Raw genomic sequence first — 16,223 nt, forward strand, 5'->3', positions numbered from 1 at the left:
TTAAATTGGTATTACACCAGAAAAACATATAAAAGCCCGGCCAATACAGTCGGGCTTCAATTTTAATCCTGAAGGAAAATATCCAAGCCATTTGCTCTATTCATGCTGATGATGTCCTTCGTCACTTTTCATCTCAGCATTCGTCCGATCGTATTTACAACAACCCGGCAGCTTATTGTAATTCTCATCTTTCGCTTTATGCATTTCCGTATCATGACCTGCATTGGCAATGGCCATATGTATTTTGTGAATGTCTGTTTTGGTCGTATCAAAAGCAACTTCAATTAGTTTCGTTTCCTTATTCCAATCTGCCATTGTTACACCATCTACTGCTAAAGCAGCTTTTTCGATTCGGTTCTCGCACATTCCACAATTACCAAACACCTTAAATTTTTTACTTGTTTGCTGAGCAGATAAACTAAACCCGCTCACTAAAAACAATCCGATTAATCCTAATACTTTTAACTTCATAACATTTACTTTTATCGTTATTAACTATCTACTTTAAAATACATTACAAGAAGAGAACACTCATATCTCCTCTTAAAAATCACTTAATCGTTTCCTTCACTTCTCCACATCCGAGCATCATATCTCCAAAATAAGGATTTTGAATTTCTTCAGAATTGCTGAACCAGTAAGCACCTTTATCATCATCTGCCATTGGGCAGAATTGATAGTAAGTTGTTACTTTATACAGCCCAAAAGATTTTATGCTTTTATACAATGCCTGGTTAAAAGGGGCAAAAGCAGTTCTTTGCACACCAATATCTTTACTGGCAGCAATCGCTTTCAACTTGGTCTCAAGTACATTTAAATTGGTCATCCACTGCATATGTGCATCACCTTTTAGCAGGCTCATGTCAATAGTACTCAATTTTGACAATAAGGATTCCGCGGCAGGTTTAACCAAAGATGGATCGGAGGCAACAAAAGCTTTTGTGAGCAACAGATATTCGTTATAAAAACCAGTTAATTGCTTTTTGAATTTCTCATCTACCACAGCACTTTCCATTTTTTGCATCGAATTACCGGCACCCATATCTCCATGATTATGACCCATTGAGACTTTTCCTCCATCAGGATTCATCATACTCGGAAGCCCAATTAGCTGAGCTGCAGCATCAATTTTAAAGACTCCGTTGATGGCAATTTCTTCATTCTCTTTCAACCCCTCACTCACAACAAAAAATGCACCTGCTTCGGGTCCCAAAACGATTTCCCGATACAAAAATGACGGAGTTTCCCGATTCGGAACTTTTACATACACAACCGATCTTTTTCCTGTCCAAAGTACTGCTGATTTCGGAATCAGTATTTTATTCAATCCTTTCTCAGTTTTAGATTTCACAATCCCATTCACAAACATTTCCGGTTTCAACTGCTGATTTTTATTTACAACCTCAGCCCTCACTTTTGCTACTCTGGTATCGCCGTTAATGAATGGATCGATAAAAGTCACTTTAGCTTCATAATTCTTACCTGGCATCGCCTGCACTGTAAACTCAAGCTTATCATTCACTTTTATCCAGGGCAAATCACTTTCATACGCATCCAGCATCACCCAAAGTCTCGATAAATCAACCACTTCAAACAACTTGCTTCCTTCCTTTATATAATCGCCAATGGCAACATTCCGCACAGTAACGGTTCCCGAAATTGGAGACAATACATCAAAATAAAGCATTGGTTCTCCTTTTGTCTCGATCTCCTCAATTTGTTTATCGGTAAGATCCCATAATTTCAATTTCCCTTTAGATGCCTGATATAAGGACGGACGCGATGATTTAAAACCAATCGCCTCCAACAATTCACGTTGCGCGGTCACCAAATCGGGAGAATAAATGGTAGCCAGCTTGTCGCCTTTACGAACTGTTTGTCCTGTGAAGTTGACGAATAACTTCTCTATTCTGCCTCCAAACCGGGCCGTCAATTCCGATATATTTCTTTCATCTGCATGGATTTTCCCTTGCAAACGAACCGATTTCTCAGGAACTCCCAATTGAACTTTCATGGTTTGAATGGCCGCCAATTTAGCCGCAGACTCTGTCATCACAATTTCATTCGGATTGACATCATCTCCTGCAGATTGCCTGTTTATGAGCGGAATTAAATCCATTGCGCATATCGGACATTTTCCCGGCTTATCCTGTTTTATTTGTGGATGCATGGAACAAGTCCAGGTAGTTGGATCTTCAGATTCATGATTGTGCCCTTCGTGCCCTTCCACAGCAATAGTGCCTGCTGCTGTTTTATCAGACGATCCGGAAAATATCAGGCCGAGAAAAACTCCAATTACCAAAACTGCAATTACTAACTTGTAATTCTCTTTTATATTATTGATTATTTTTTTCATATCAGAACGATTTATTTACCCATTAAATAATTGATGAATGAAATTGCTGCTTGTTTATCTGCCCTGGCTTTTTCCAGCTCCAGATTGTACTTCAGAACCTTTCTTTCCATTCTTAAAATCTCCTCAAAATTTTTATTCCCTGTTGCATAATCGGTTTCCAACAGATTTAAGGATTTATTAGCCAATTCTAACTGAGCGATGTACAAAGCAATTCTTCTATGTCCATCTTTATAATCTTTCCATGAATTTTCGAATATGGACTCCAACATGTTTTGTGTGTTGGCTTTGTCCATCTCTTTGGCGGTTTCAAGCAAAACAACTTCATTAATCATTGCTTTGTATTTGCTCCGGTACAGAGGAATTGTAATCCCCACTTTTGGGAAAACAAAGGCATCTTTTCCTGCCAGATTATTGTCTCCCTTCCCAACAATTGTATACTCAAATCCTAAATTAAAATTGGGCTTGCCTTGTTTGTTTGCCAGGATCTTTCTGTATTTCAACGACTCCTGCTGAAGCGCTATTCCCAGAAGCTTGTGATTGTTGCTTCTCACAGAATCCAACAAGGCCTCTTTTGCAAAACGAATATCGTCTTCCCACAGAACATCCGGAGTATCTACCTCATTGGATAGATCTGTATTCAGCAGTTTGTTGAAAGAAAACTCCAATGCTTCCTGCTTATCGGTTAAAAGAGCCAATTGATTTTGCAAATCACCAATTTCCATTTCTATTCGATACCCATCAACAGCTGAAACCAAACCAGCCTCTACCTTTATGGCTGCCAACTTTTTAAATACACTCAGAATTTCAAGATTCTGATTGGTTATTGCAATGGCCTTCTTATTAAAATAGATGTTGTAATAGTTTGCACTGATATCACTGAATAATTTTGATTTGGTATCCAGAAAAACCTCATATTTGGCCTTGGCATTCTGAACCGCTATATTTTCTTTTGCTTTAAGAGTCCCGAACCAGGGAAACATCTGCGAAAGCGAAAATTTAAATTCCTGAGGTCCCATTCTTGTTTCAACCGGTTCTATAAAATAAGCGAATGCCAACTGAGGATCCGGCAGTGCTTTCACCTGAGGGGCAACCTCAAGTGCTGCCATATATTCCTTAAACCGGGCCTGAAGCCCAGGATTATTTTCTGCTCCTGTTTTCAAGTAAGCTGACAGTTCCTGCTGACCAAAGGCAACCGAAGATGTCAAAAGAAACAGGACTGTGATAATTCTATTTATTTTTTTCATGTGTTGATAATTGTATGTTTTTGCCACATGGAACTTTCCATTGTAATCGTTTCTCTGTGTGTAGAACGCTTTATATATGGACGTTTCATGATACTATTCCTTTCGTTTTTTTAACTCTTTTGTAACTTTAGCTTCCTGCCACATGCTGTACAGAACCGGAACAACAAACATTGTCAGCACCTCAATGGTCATTCCTCCGAACAGTGGAATTGCCATCGGCACCATAATATCGGAACCTTTTCCGGTTGATGTTAAAATTGGAATCAGGGCAATAATGGTTGTTGCTGTTGTCATAACTGCAGGACGAACCCGTTTTGAGCCCGCTTCCAAAACCAAAGCACGAACCTCTTTTGCTGTTTTAGGGCTCTTTTTTTCCTGCAGCTGTTTGATGTAGGTACTAATCAAAACACCATCATCAGTGGCGACACCAAACAGAGCAATAAAACCTACCCAGACTGCCACACTCAGATTTATGGTGTGAACCTGAAATAAATCCCTTAGGTAAATGCCGCCTAACTCTCCGTTCAGAAACCAGGGCTGACCATACAGCCAAAGCATAATAAATCCGCCTGACAAGGCTACAATGATCCCAGTAAATATGAATGCTGTTGATACAATAGATTTAAACTGGAAATAAAGAATCAGAAAAATGATTAGTAATGAAATTGGCACAACAATCATCAATCGTTTCGTTGCGCGAATCTGATTCTCATAGTTTCCGGTAAAAACATAGCTGACACCTGCAGGCAGATTAAATTCTCCTTCGGATATCTTTTCTTTTAGATAATCCTGTGCATTCTCAACCACATCCACCTCTGCAAATCCTTCCTTTTTATCAAAAATTACATATCCTACCAGAAAGGTATTTTCACTTTTAATCAACTGAGGCCCCCGGATGTAATGAATGCTTACCAAATCGCCTAACGGAATTTGAGCGCCATTCGATGCCGGAATCAATATCTTCTTTATATCTTCAGGATTGTCGCGAAATTCCCGCGCATACCGCAAACGAACCGGGAATCGTTCTCTCCCTTCAACCGTTGTTGTTAATTGCATTCCTCCAATAGCACTGCTGATTACCGATTGTAAATTCTTAACTGAAATACCATAGCGTGAGATCGCATCTCTGTCAATTTCCAGCTCCAGATAAGGTTTTCCCACCACCCGATCAGCAAAAACAGACATGGCCTGCACCCCTTTCACCTGTTTCAGATGTTTTTCAATCTCGTATCCAACCTTTTCTATTGACTCCAGATCGGGACCAAAAACCTTGATTCCCATGGGTGCCCTCATTCCGGTTTGCAGCATTACCAAACGTGTTTGAATTGGCTGCAGTTTTGGGGCAGATGTTAAGCCTGGAATTGATGATTGACTGATGATTTGATCCCAAATATCATCCGGCGATTTTATTTCTTTGCGCCATTGACGGAAATACTCTCCATTTTTGTCTTCTATCAGATTTTCTTTAGCGATTAAACGAAACCCCTCTTCCCTGGGATTGTATGTAGAACCGTCCTTCAACACAAACGCGTCTTTTCTGTTTACTTTAAACCGCATTCTGTGTCCGGATTCATTCAGCATATACTCCGACTTGTAATTAATCAAATTTTCATACATCGAAGTGGGAGCCGGATCGAGAGCAGAATTTACACGTCCCCATTTTCCAACTACACTTTCCACTTCAGGAATCGAATTGATCTTTTTATCCAAAACGGCAATCACATCAAGATTTTCCTGTATTCCGGAATGTGGCATTGTTGTTGGCATAAACAAGAATGATCCCTCATCAAGCGAAGGCATAAATTCCTTACCAATTCCCGGAATGGCAGCATCCAGTTTTTTATAAACACCTGTATTTTGAACAAAATCGGGCATAAAACCAAACAGTTTGTCAAATCCCTGCCATATTGAAATTCCAAATACCACGAACAGGATGGGAACGGATAAAAATTTCCATTTGTTGTTTAAACACCATTTCAGAATTTTCGCATAAAAAAACACGATTGATGATAAGGCACCTAAAACTACACTTACAATTGCAATTACGAACAAGAAGTTAGCAAACAGGCTGTTCTCTGCTCCCAAAGGCAACCATGCCTTGGTCAGGAAGAATACAACTACCACAATTGTGATGGCAATGTTGATTAAATTCACCCATGATTTTTTGGTCTCCTTCCATTTATCGGCAAAAAAACCATTTAAGCCATATGCAACCAAGGCCATTGCGATATAATACCCTGAAACAATTGACAAAACAATGCCTGCCACAACAATCAGGCTGTTCCAGATTTTAGAGTATTTGTTCTTGTCAAAACGAATTGAAAATACCAGATGAGCCAATGTTGGAATGATAATTAAACCAATCAGCAAAGCAGCCAACATGGTAAAGGTTTTGGTATATGCCAGTGGTTTAAACAGTTTTCCTTCGGCAGCCTCCATGGCAAACACAGGTAAAAAACTGATGACAGTAGTTGCCAAAGCTGTTACAACCGCCCCTGCAACCTCAGTTGTTGCAGTATAAACAATTTCCAAAAGTCTTTTCCCTTTGGCTCCTATATTTTCAACGGCCTCAGCATGCCTGATGATGTTTTCGGTGAAAACAATCCCCACATCAACCATAACTCCAATTGCTATTGCAATACCCGACAGAGCAACAATATTCGCATCGACTCCAAACTGACGCATGGCAATAAAGGTGATCAATACTCCAAGCGGCAGTAAACTTGATATTAAGAAAGAAGCCCTAAGATTCAGCACCAACACAATAATCACTAAAATACTGATCAAAAGTTCCAGTGAAATCGCTTCCTCTAATGTTCCAAGGGTTTCTTTGATCAATCCTGTTCGATCGTAAAAAGGAACGATTGTTACTTTAGACAGAGTGCCGTCGGCCAATGTTTTTGATGGTAAACCGGGTTCAATTTCTGCAATTTTATCTTTTAAATTTTCGATGGTATGCAAAGGGTTAGCACCGTAACGTGCTACCACAACACCGCCAACAGCTTCTGTTCCTCCTTTATCCAAGCCACCACGACGGGTAGCCGGACCAAAATTCACCTTCGCGACATCCCTTATCCGGATGGGAATATTATTTCGAACAGCAACAACGCTTTTTTCAATGTCTTCGAGACTTTTGATATAGCCTAAAGCTCTTATTAAATATTCTACTTTATTGAACTCAATGGTTCGGGCTCCAATATCCAGATTGCTGTTCTTAACGGCAACCATTATCTGACTAATATTTACTCCATTCGCCTTCATTGCATCCGGATCAATATCAATCTGATACTCTTTCACAAAACCTCCAATGGATGCGACCTCGGCTACTCCTTTGGCCGAAGTTAATGAATAGCGGACGTAAAAATCCTGAATGGTTCTTAATTCGTGAGGATCCCAACCTCCTGCCGGATTTCCATCCTTATCTCTTCCCTCTAAGGTGTACCAGTAAATTTGACCAAGAGCTGTTGCATCAGGTCCCAAAGCGGGAGAAACACCCTCGGGAAGTGTGCCTGCCGGCAGCGAATTTAATTTTTCAAGAATCCGCGTACGGCTCCAATAAAACTCTATATCCTCATCGAAAATAATATAGATACTGGAAACGCCAAAAATGGAATTACTGCGAATGGTTTTTACACCTGGTATCCCCAAAAGGGATGTTGTTAACGGATACGAAATCTGATCTTCAATATCCTGAGGAGACCGACCCGGCCATTCCGTATATACAATTTGTTGGTTTTCTCCGATATCCGGTATCGCATCAACAGGCACAGGATCGCTTGGCAAAATACCGGTATCCCAACCAAAAGGAGAATTAATAATTCCCCAGCTGATCATGACAATCAGCACCAAAAAAGTAACCAGTTTATTCTCAAGGAAAAAACGAATAATTTTATTAAGCATAGTTAATAAATTATGATTTATCTTAAACTTTTAAAATTACTGAGACGCAGGAAACTACAAGGCACAGCAATTCCAACGCATCTTATAAAGATAAGTTACAAATCATAATCTATAATTCTGCAAACAGGAAAGTACCGTTTGAATTTTGGGGGGAGGAACAATATATTCTACGAAATTCTTCCTGACTTTAAGAGGTGTTTCAACCTTAATTAGTTCAATTAAAACCGGCAATACTACTTCCAATTGTTCGAAATCAAAAGTATAAGACGAAATTGAAAAATCATTTTCAATTTTTACGGTAAAAACTTCATTATGGCAACACCCTTGTGGAATTTCGCAGCAAGCTTTTGGTGCAGCTAAAAAAGACACATCTTTTACATGGCCTCCACAATAATGTATGGAGACAGTTATACCTGTTGTAACAACAAATATAACCAAGGCTAATAGTAAATGACTGAATTTCTTAAGCATTACAAATAATTTATACGACAAATATAACGCCTATTTACAAAAAAGACGTGTATAATTTGTAAAAAGACGTGCACAATTTAGAAATAAAGGAGTTTTATATCTCATTTATAGAATGTCTTCCTGCTTTTTTATTTTTTCCAAATTCGGTAGGTGTTAAGCCGGTAACCGACTTGAATTGTCTGGAAAAATGCTGACTGGAACTGTAATTTAACTGATAGGCAATTTCGCTGATACTCAATTCCTCGTAAAAAAGTAATTCTTTTGCTTTCTCTATTTTTTGAAGAATCAGGTACTTTTCGATTGTTTTACCTTCGAATTCGGAAAAAAGCTTGCTAAGTGAAGCATAACTATGCCCGATAGTCTTCTGTAAATGATCGGTTAAATTTCCTGCCTGAATGGCTTGTTCGTGATAATGAACGATTTTGATAATTTCACTTTTAACCTGCTCAATCAATTGCGATTTCTTGTCGTTTAAAAGTTCAAAACCTATTTCTTCCAAATCAATTTTCAGTTTTTGCGTTTCACCCTCCGTTAACGACCGGTCCAAAACCACTGTCCCCAAATCTATTTCAATAAAATTAAGGTTCAACTTCTTAAGAACCATCTCCACTGCGGCTATGCATCTTGGACAGACCATGTTCTTTATATGAATGCGGTTTTGTTCCATTTTATAATTTTAATCCGACAAGCGAAACAAATAAACTACAAGCTATTCCTTTTTGCAAAGTCTTATTTCACAGCTTGTTTCTGAAAAGCAAAATAAGAAAAACATTTAAGAAGGCATCTAAAACAAGAAAGGAAAATTAAAGGTTTCGAACACCTTCTTTTATTTCAGCTACTCTTTATACATCTTATTGGTCTAAAAAAATAAAGAGCAGCAAAATGTATAAAAAGAAAATTACAAGAATCAGCACCCTTTTCCCGACGTGTCGGGATCGGCACCTTCCCTTAAAAAGGAAGGATTCATTTATTTAAGGTGCTTCTCCCTTTTTCAAGGGGCGATGTTCGAAGAACAGAGGGGTGTTTATATTTACAAACAAACTCTTTCGTGGTGAAGCGGATATTTGTATAAAGAGCAACTATTTCCGAAGAAATCAATCTGAACCCCTATCCACAAACATGAGCAAGTTCATCTTTCAATGATTTTTGCCTCTTTTCGCTTAAGGCAAACGAATCCAATAAATGAAAGTTTTCTTTTAGCTGCAAACAGGTAAGGATGTTTCGATCCATCAAATCCTGCTTTTCCGCTTTTGTAAGATTACTTAGTATCGTTACAGGATAAAGACGAAGCTCTTCAATGATTTCTTTCAGACCTCTGTTTTGCGGATAATCCCATCCTAACAGATGCAAACCACTGGAAGTGCCGTACTGCACTGAATCGGGTGAAAAACGGGTATTTGTAACCACCCATCCCGTAAAGGAAAGATCTTTGTATTCGGGCATATCCTTTCTTTTTTCGATGATGTCGTTCACACGCGAACGCACATACAAAGGCACCTGCACACTCACATGTTTTCCCTGATCTTTATGATATTTGCATTCAACCAAGTGCTGCTCCTTATTGCGGGTGGCAATTACATCCATTTCGTGAGTCACACAAACACCTTCAACCACCACTCCTACTTCAATCTCAAATTCTTGTTTTTTAAACAATTGTCCGATAAACTGCTCAAAAGGGTATCCTGTCGGGCCAAGCTCCATAATTGCTTTCTTTAAGCGGTAACGCATGGCCGAAGTGTTTTTTTCGCGGCGCAAAACTGAAAAGGCCCGGGAATAGATTTGTTTGGTAGTAACCCCATTAAAAATCCAATTCTCAATGTTTACAAGAATTTTTTCTATTGCAGCGGCACTTGCCCCTGCATTTTGAAGCGAACGCTCCAATTTATCAATTGCAAAAAGCTCCTCATTACCCGAAGCTTTTTTCACATAAATCAATTTACTATGAAAGGAATTTGCTTCCTTACTGTCCTTATTTTCGATACTCTCGATCTGTTTTGAATTGGTCATTCTGGTCTTTCAATTTATTTGTTTCACAATGGGAATGGTAAAGCTAAAAAATAATAAATCACATTGTGGTTGTGTAAGGTTTATCTGTTTATTGTATTTGAAGTTTGCACATTAAATTCCTTCTGCCTATTACAGCCATTTCTTTTTGCGGAAGTACCATATCATTCCTGCTGCAACCAAAATCATGATAACAAGTATGGCAAAGTAGCCGTATTTCCACTCCAGTTCGGGCATGTTCCTAAAATTCATACCATAAATACCGGCCAAAAATGTAAGCGGAATAAAAATAGTTGCTATTAAAGTCAGAAACTTCATGGTGTTATTTAGCTGATTATTCTGTTCGGACTCATACGTATCGCGAATATTTGAGAGATAATCGCGCAGGTAATCCAACTGATCGATGATAAACAAAATATGATCCTGCGTATCCCGGAAAAACTTCACATTCTCATCTGCAAATAAAGCTGATTCACTTTGAATTAAAAGATCATAAGACTCCTTCAAAGGTAAAATGCTTCCCCGGGCCTTCATGATCTGCTTCTTAAAATCCTGAATTTTTCGCGGAACGAAATCCGAATCTTCCTTTCCGATGCAGTCTTCCAATTCAGTCAGCTGATCGTTCCAATTTTCAATGATGTGAAAATAGTTGTCCACAATTGTATCTGCTACAGCAAAAAACAAATAATCCACTCCTTTGGACCGTATTCTTCGTGTACTGTTCTCCAAACGGGTAAATAAAGAATCCAATACTTCATAGTTCGAATCCATAAAGGAGATTACATAATTTTCCCCTAAAATAAGATGAACTGGTACAGACTGAAACTTATATTCTCCCATCTTTGGGATCATCAATTTTAAGGAAAGAAAACTGTAGTGATCCAGATCCTCAAATTTAGGTCTCAAATGTGAATTAAGTACATCTTCCAAAGTCAGGTTATGAATGTCAAGCTGCTTGCCTAAATTCTCATAAGCCGGAATATCAATCCCTGAAAAATGTATCCAGGAAACCAAATCACCCTCTTTAAAATCATATGTAATCTGATCCAAATCAGTCGTATACTCTGATAGTTTAATTTCTTCAGAATTGTACTGCCTCACCTGAACCGAAGCATGCTCAAGTTCACGGCTTCCAATATGCAGCAGAGTGCCCGGAGCCATTCCTGTTTTTACCGAAATACGACTTGTTTTTTTCTTTGTCATGACAAAATAGGTGTGATTAATTGTATCTTTAAATTAAACAAATCATTTACTGGTTAACAAATATATTACAACAATGATAGAAACATTTGAAGCTTTATTAAAAAACCTTGGTATTGGGTATAAATTACTTTTTATTCTGGTTACAATCATCTCGGGTTTTTTAATTTCCAAACTCATTCAGTTTTTCATGAGCCGCATGCTGAAAAAAGCTTCGGATCTATTAAATGTTGATCCAACCAATTACAGTTTTCTTAAAAATGCGGTTAGTTTCCTCATTTTTACAATTGTTGTTATCATCGTTTTTTATTCGATTCCTGAATTGAAAAGTGTTGGTGTTAGTTTAATGGCCAGTGCCGGTATTTTGGCTGCGATTCTTGGATTTGCATCTCAACAGGCTTTTTCAAATATTATCAGCGGCATCTTCATTGTTATTTTTAAACCTTTTCGCGTTGGCGATTTCATTAAAATCGGGGAATTACACCAGGGTACAGTTGAAGATATTACTTTGCGCCATACCGTGATTAAAAATCCTGAAAACAGGAGAGTAATTATTCCCAACTCGGTTATTAGCTCCGAAACCATTTTAAATTCGTCAATTACCGATGCAAAAGTCTGCTCATTCATCGAAATAGGAATCAGTTACTCTTCTAATATCGACAAAGCAATTGAAATCATTCAGAATCAGGCTTTGAACCACCCCAATTTTTATGACAACAGAACAGAGGAAGAAAAAGAGGAAAATATCGATCAGGTAGTAGTTCGGGTGATTAATCTGGGTGATTCGAGTGTTACACTGAGAGCATATGTTTGGGCCGAAGATTCGGGCAAAGCTTTTGTGACGAAATGCGATTTACTGAAATCTATTAAAGAACAATTTGACAGAGACGGAATTGAGATTCCATTCCCGCATCAAACCGTCTACCTTCGACAGGAGAAACCGTTAACAATCACTCAAATTTAAAACCTGATTTTTTGGCAGGAAGAATCAAGTGCGTAGAAACAGCATGAAATGCGGTTTTCCAGTGGCTTGATCCTTTCCACTTGTTCCCGATATTAAATAGAATTCGCAGAACTAAGAATCTCACAATTCAGCAATTCTTTGATTACATTTTCGGTCAACTCACTTTTAAAGGCAAACTCAAACCGAATGTCCATCACATACGCTTTTAGCCGCATTTTGTAACAAAGTTTATCGTACTTGATATCGTTCACAAAAACAACAGCGATTGGCTTGGCCAAGTACACATAATTTGAGACCTTGGCAACTTCCATTGCTATTTTCCGAACCTGATGTGTATCGATGGTAATTGGCAGATAAATTTCGGCAACTACCTGACAGTTGGTTTCGCCCGAATTCGAATTGGAGATGGACTGATTCATCAGTTCGCCGTTGGGAAGGGTAACAATTGAATCGTCAGCTGTTTGAACCCGGGTAGATCGCAGAGACATATCCAAGACCTCACCATAGGTACTTCCAACTTCAATTTTATCACCAATTTTAAACGGCCTGTCGATAATGATCACAAAACCACCAAATATATTCTTTAAAATATCCTGAGCGGCAAAACCTACTGCAACACCCACCGATGCACCAAAAGCAATCAAGGATCCCAATGGTGGATTAAATATTCCCTTTACAATAATGTAAGCGATTACCATCCAGCAAATAATTTTTACTACCGGAACAATAGCCTTGCCTTTCACTCTTCTGTCCGGGCTTTTTTCAGACCAAATCTCGATGCTTCGGGTCAGAAAACGAACCATAAAATATCCGATGGCAATAAAAACCAATGCCCAAAATATCTTCGAAAAAGAAATGAGATTGGAAACATCAGGAGCATCAAATTTAGCTCCGATTGATTTAATTGTATTATCGGTTGATGAAACAACAGAATCTACTTTCATCAGCTCTGTTTTTGCAATAGAATCAGCAATCTGATTTTGCGGCAGTAAAGTTTGAGTGCCTGTAAAAAAGCTCCCGGTAACGAGAAGTATGCTTATAATTTTCTTCATTTTATTCTGCAGTTATTTTCTATTCTTAAATGCCTTTAGTGTATGTAGTTCAAAACAGCCAAATGATCTGAAATCTGCCTGTAAAGCAATGGGTTTATAAAATACACCTCATTTCTTTTAATTAAAATTCCATCGTCGGCAAGCACCATTAAATGAGCAAAACTTTCCTCTTTTTGCCAGGCAAAAACAGCAGCATGCTCCTCGAGTAAAAGCCCCCCTTGAAGAACCAATGCATGCAAAGTGGTAATTTGAGAGGTGCTAAGCGTGTTGAAAAAAGAATACTCCAGATGTTTGTACTGCAAATGAAAAATATTATCCTCAACACTTACAATCGATCTCATCCAGAAAATAAGTGCCAGGGAAAGATTGTTCTGTGCAAATTTGTACAGCCGGTTAAAGTAATCCTGCTCTAAATACGTCTGTTTATCAGCCTCCGACATTCTCTTATACGATCGTTTTGGGTGAAATTCTTTCGGTGGCAAAAAGTTAAGCTTAAAGCCGCTAAACTTATGCCGTTTAATAATAATTTCGGTTAACTGCTCCTTGTTCAAACTATCCAGATTCACCACATATCCAAAATAACCGCTCATTTTTAAGGTGTAATTAAGATACTTGTAAGTATAAAGCAAGCAAGTACTCAACCAAAAAATCTGGGAATTGGTTTGTGATATCAGTCTAAAAAACTCCGATAGATTTTTAAAGCCATAAAGCTTGCGCAGAAATAACTGATGCACATTCTCTATTACAACTATTCTTCGCCCCTTCAAATTCTGAATTTCCTCAATCAATCCGTCCACCGAATTGAATTCCAAATCAGCAAAAACAGTTTGTAAAAACAGAATAAAATCTTCTTCACTGCTGATTTTACGATCCAGGTCGAATCTGTAAAAAGCGTACTGATGTCCAAATTTCTCCTTAAAAACACTTACCATAGAAGTGATTCCACTCCCCGCCTCTCCTACCAGACAAGTGGGTGCAAACTTCCCGTTTGTCCAGTTACTGTAAGCAATTTCGAGCTGCTGAATCACCTTAGGCCGCTCAATTCGAAATTTGGCATTTGCAATGGGCGCAATTCTAAACAGTCGCTGATACATCAAAGGCAGGCGGGCAATGGAAATTTCTGTTTCCGATAGGTAATTGGATAATTCGCTGCCAATGGTTTCCTTTTTTTCCGACAAACCCAAAACTTCGCGGTAGGCCGTATATTTTAACCGCCCCTGCTTAATTACATCAAGAATTTGGGCCTGCGATTTGCTGAATTTTTCTTTGAAAAAGGCCAGGCTGTTGCTCAGAACATTTTTAGCATCCCGAATTCTTTTTTTCCGAATCATCTCCGTCTGTTTCTGATCCAGATTATCAAGAGTGGTTGCTGTTGTTATTTCAGATATGAAATTGGTATTAATTCTATCGATTTGTTCCAGCACATCCGTTGACAGCCGTGTATTGTACTGCTTATTTTCTTTTGCTTTCTGCACTGCGCGTTCAATACCTTCTCCAAATTCAGAAATCTGATTGCTTCCATTCTCAAGATCACCGGCATTGTAGTATTCCAAGGCATATTCCACAATGCCTGCCAATTCGCTTGTGTTTGCTATGGACTGATGAATGCCGTTTGCCAATGTGTTTTTTTGAATTGTAAGAGGACTATCGATCGATTCCCCAATGCAGCCAACTACAATATTATTCACATTGGTTTCCCTCAATTTTATTGAGCCTAAATTTTTATGCCAGCCCTTTTTATAGGGTAATAAATAGCTTGACGGTATGTTTTCAAACTCTTTGGAGCATTCCGATTGCAGGAGATCAAAATACGGAGCAAAATCCGTTTCCATTAATTTCTCAATATAAGCTGGAATTCTCCCGGCCAGCAATTGTTTTGTCAGTAAATTATCTTCAACATCCTGCAAGTCGCTTTCGTTCTTAATTTTTTTAAGAGCCGCTTCCAAAACACTCACAAAAAAAGAATCCTCGCCAAGTAAAACCTCTTCCAAAGTGCTTTCTAACTTTGCTTCGTGTTGATTGAAAATATTTGTAACAGATAAATTTGAAAAACGAATTTCGTAAACCAGCCGCCAATGCTCAAACAAAGCAAATACACGGCTGTTGTAATTCGTAAATAATTTCTCCTGTTTTTTTAGACAAGCATCTGCTTTTTTCGTCAGTTTCCCCGATTGAATTTTGCCGGCCGGAAACTCAATAGTTCCTGTTTTTGAATGCAATTCGGCATACTGCAAATCCAGATCCTCTTTTAACCCCTTAAATTTCAGCTCAATTTCAATTTGTTTGGTATCAATCTGTTTGCGTAGTTCTGTTAACTGCAGAGCAAAATCATTTTCAATCCATTTGCTGTTTGCAAGCAGGTTGTTTTCAATTTGCTGATCAATTGACTTGATACTTTGAAAAATATCCTGCCGGAATGAAAGTGCATCCTCAACAATCGTATTCACATCCTCTAAAAAGCGCACAAAATAAATCAGTTCGGCCAATTGCCTGCGATGAATTTTGTGTTTCCGGTAGTTTTTAGAAATTGGCTCCTTTTTAAATAAGGATCGGAATTGATTTCTGACATCCAGCAATCCCCAATTCATCTTAAGAAAAAACAACTTCCCCAGTTTTCTTGTTTTCAAAAAAATGCCATCCGAAGGCAAAGCATAAAACCGGTCCTTATCCTGAAATTCTTCAACCAGCTCTTCAAAACCGGAAATGTATTCTTTAATCTCTGCAAACTGATCGAAAAACTCCGAAACGTCAAACTTATTTAAATCCTGAAAATATTCGTGAACGTATTTCTTAAATTCTTCGCTGAATTTTCGGTAATCGGAATAAGTATCAGAAACAGCCTGGTTTTGCTCAATTGAACCAAGCGTTTTCTGTAGAGTAGATATCATGTTCTCTGTTGGTTGAAGAGAACTTAGTAATTTTGATGAATATTTAGTGTACATGGCTTATGTGGTCAGTAATTACAATTATTCAAATTACGAAAAATACCCGATATGCCAACATCAGTATATATTAGGGAATTTACCTGCCGG

General features: G+C 38.3%; 11 protein-coding genes. 1 reads left to right on the forward strand and 10 read right to left on the reverse strand.

What is annotated here, in order from left to right:
- Nucleotides 1-96: 96 nt before the first annotated feature.
- The 8 genes from ACHZAX_RS13735 to corA all read right to left on the reverse strand — a co-directional run bounded on the left by ACHZAX_RS13735 (nucleotide 97) and on the right by corA (nucleotide 11,178).
- Nucleotides 97-471 (reverse strand): heavy-metal-associated domain-containing protein, encoded by a 375-nt coding sequence (locus ACHZAX_RS13735; RefSeq protein WP_320019524.1) that lies wholly within the window; start codon nucleotides 469-471, stop codon nucleotides 97-99.
- Between the two features lie 79 nt (nucleotides 472-550).
- The gene (locus ACHZAX_RS13740; protein ID WP_320019525.1) at nucleotides 551-2,356 is read right to left on the reverse strand and encodes an efflux RND transporter periplasmic adaptor subunit; all 1,806 of its coding nucleotides are present in this window, start codon (nucleotides 2,354-2,356) and stop codon (nucleotides 551-553) included.
- A gap of 11 nt (nucleotides 2,357-2,367) precedes the next feature.
- Complete coding sequence (locus ACHZAX_RS13745; RefSeq protein ID WP_320019526.1) at nucleotides 2,368-3,600, reverse strand: TolC family protein; 1,233 nt, start codon at nucleotides 3,598-3,600, stop codon at nucleotides 2,368-2,370.
- A 93-nt stretch (nucleotides 3,601-3,693) separates the two neighbouring features.
- Nucleotides 3,694-7,500 (reverse strand): efflux RND transporter permease subunit, encoded by a 3,807-nt coding sequence (locus ACHZAX_RS13750; RefSeq protein ID WP_320019527.1) that lies wholly within the window; start codon nucleotides 7,498-7,500, stop codon nucleotides 3,694-3,696.
- Nucleotides 7,501-7,602: 102 nt separating this feature from the next.
- Nucleotides 7,603-7,971 (reverse strand): HYC_CC_PP family protein, encoded by a 369-nt coding sequence (locus ACHZAX_RS13755; protein ID WP_320019528.1) that lies wholly within the window; start codon nucleotides 7,969-7,971, stop codon nucleotides 7,603-7,605.
- 94 nt (nucleotides 7,972-8,065) lie between these two features.
- The gene (locus tag ACHZAX_RS13760) at nucleotides 8,066-8,638 is read right to left on the reverse strand and encodes an AraC family transcriptional regulator (protein WP_320019529.1); all 573 of its coding nucleotides are present in this window, start codon (nucleotides 8,636-8,638) and stop codon (nucleotides 8,066-8,068) included.
- A gap of 440 nt (nucleotides 8,639-9,078) precedes the next feature.
- The gene (locus tag ACHZAX_RS13765; RefSeq protein ID WP_320019530.1) at nucleotides 9,079-9,978 is read right to left on the reverse strand and encodes a restriction endonuclease; all 900 of its coding nucleotides are present in this window, start codon (nucleotides 9,976-9,978) and stop codon (nucleotides 9,079-9,081) included.
- Nucleotides 9,979-10,107: 129 nt separating this feature from the next.
- A complete protein-coding gene (corA, locus tag ACHZAX_RS13770) occupies nucleotides 10,108-11,178 on the reverse strand; it encodes a magnesium/cobalt transporter CorA (RefSeq protein WP_320019531.1) in 1,071 nt (356 codons plus the stop codon).
- Nucleotides 11,179-11,251: 73 nt separating this feature from the next.
- On the opposite strand from corA, the gene ACHZAX_RS13775 reads away from it, so the two are divergent.
- Nucleotides 11,252-12,139, forward strand: coding sequence for a mechanosensitive ion channel family protein (locus ACHZAX_RS13775; protein ID WP_320019532.1), 888 nt, complete (start codon nucleotides 11,252-11,254; stop codon nucleotides 12,137-12,139).
- A gap of 92 nt (nucleotides 12,140-12,231) precedes the next feature.
- Here ACHZAX_RS13775 and ACHZAX_RS13780 read toward each other — a convergent pair whose 3' ends face one another.
- Nucleotides 12,232-13,191 (reverse strand): mechanosensitive ion channel family protein, encoded by a 960-nt coding sequence (locus tag ACHZAX_RS13780; protein WP_320019533.1) that lies wholly within the window; start codon nucleotides 13,189-13,191, stop codon nucleotides 12,232-12,234.
- A gap of 35 nt (nucleotides 13,192-13,226) precedes the next feature.
- On the reverse strand, nucleotides 13,227-16,079 hold the full coding sequence (locus tag ACHZAX_RS13785) for a hypothetical protein (RefSeq protein ID WP_320019534.1): 2,853 nt from the start codon (nucleotides 16,077-16,079) through the stop codon (nucleotides 13,227-13,229).
- Nucleotides 16,080-16,223: the final 144 nt, after the last annotated feature.

This window comes from Labilibaculum manganireducens, assembly GCF_963665805.2.
GTDB lineage: Bacteria > Bacteroidota > Bacteroidia > Bacteroidales > Marinifilaceae > Labilibaculum > Labilibaculum manganireducens.

What these genes read in the sequence shown, in the direction of transcription:
- ACHZAX_RS13735 (WP_320019524.1), bottom strand. Translation starts at nt 471, where the DNA reads ATGAAGTTAAAAGTATTAGGATTAATCGGATTGTTTTTAGTGAGCGGG.
- ACHZAX_RS13740 (WP_320019525.1), bottom strand. Translation starts at nt 2,356, where the DNA reads ATGAAAAAAATAATCAATAATATAAAAGAGAATTACAAGTTAGTAATT.
- ACHZAX_RS13745 (WP_320019526.1), bottom strand. Translation starts at nt 3,600, where the DNA reads ATGAAAAAAATAAATAGAATTATCACAGTCCTGTTTCTTTTGACATCT.
- ACHZAX_RS13750 (WP_320019527.1), bottom strand. Translation starts at nt 7,500, where the DNA reads ATGCTTAATAAAATTATTCGTTTTTTCCTTGAGAATAAACTGGTTACT.
- ACHZAX_RS13755 (WP_320019528.1), bottom strand. Translation starts at nt 7,971, where the DNA reads ATGCTTAAGAAATTCAGTCATTTACTATTAGCCTTGGTTATATTTGTT.
- ACHZAX_RS13760 (WP_320019529.1), bottom strand. Translation starts at nt 8,638, where the DNA reads ATGGAACAAAACCGCATTCATATAAAGAACATGGTCTGTCCAAGATGC.
- ACHZAX_RS13765 (WP_320019530.1), bottom strand. Translation starts at nt 9,978, where the DNA reads ATGACCAATTCAAAACAGATCGAGAGTATCGAAAATAAGGACAGTAAG.
- corA (WP_320019531.1), bottom strand. Translation starts at nt 11,178, where the DNA reads ATGACAAAGAAAAAAACAAGTCGTATTTCGGTAAAAACAGGAATGGCT.
- ACHZAX_RS13775 (WP_320019532.1), top strand. Translation starts at nt 11,252, where the DNA reads ATGATAGAAACATTTGAAGCTTTATTAAAAAACCTTGGTATTGGGTAT.
- ACHZAX_RS13780 (WP_320019533.1), bottom strand. Translation starts at nt 13,191, where the DNA reads ATGAAGAAAATTATAAGCATACTTCTCGTTACCGGGAGCTTTTTTACA.
- ACHZAX_RS13785 (WP_320019534.1), bottom strand. Translation starts at nt 16,079, where the DNA reads ATGATATCTACTCTACAGAAAACGCTTGGTTCAATTGAGCAAAACCAG.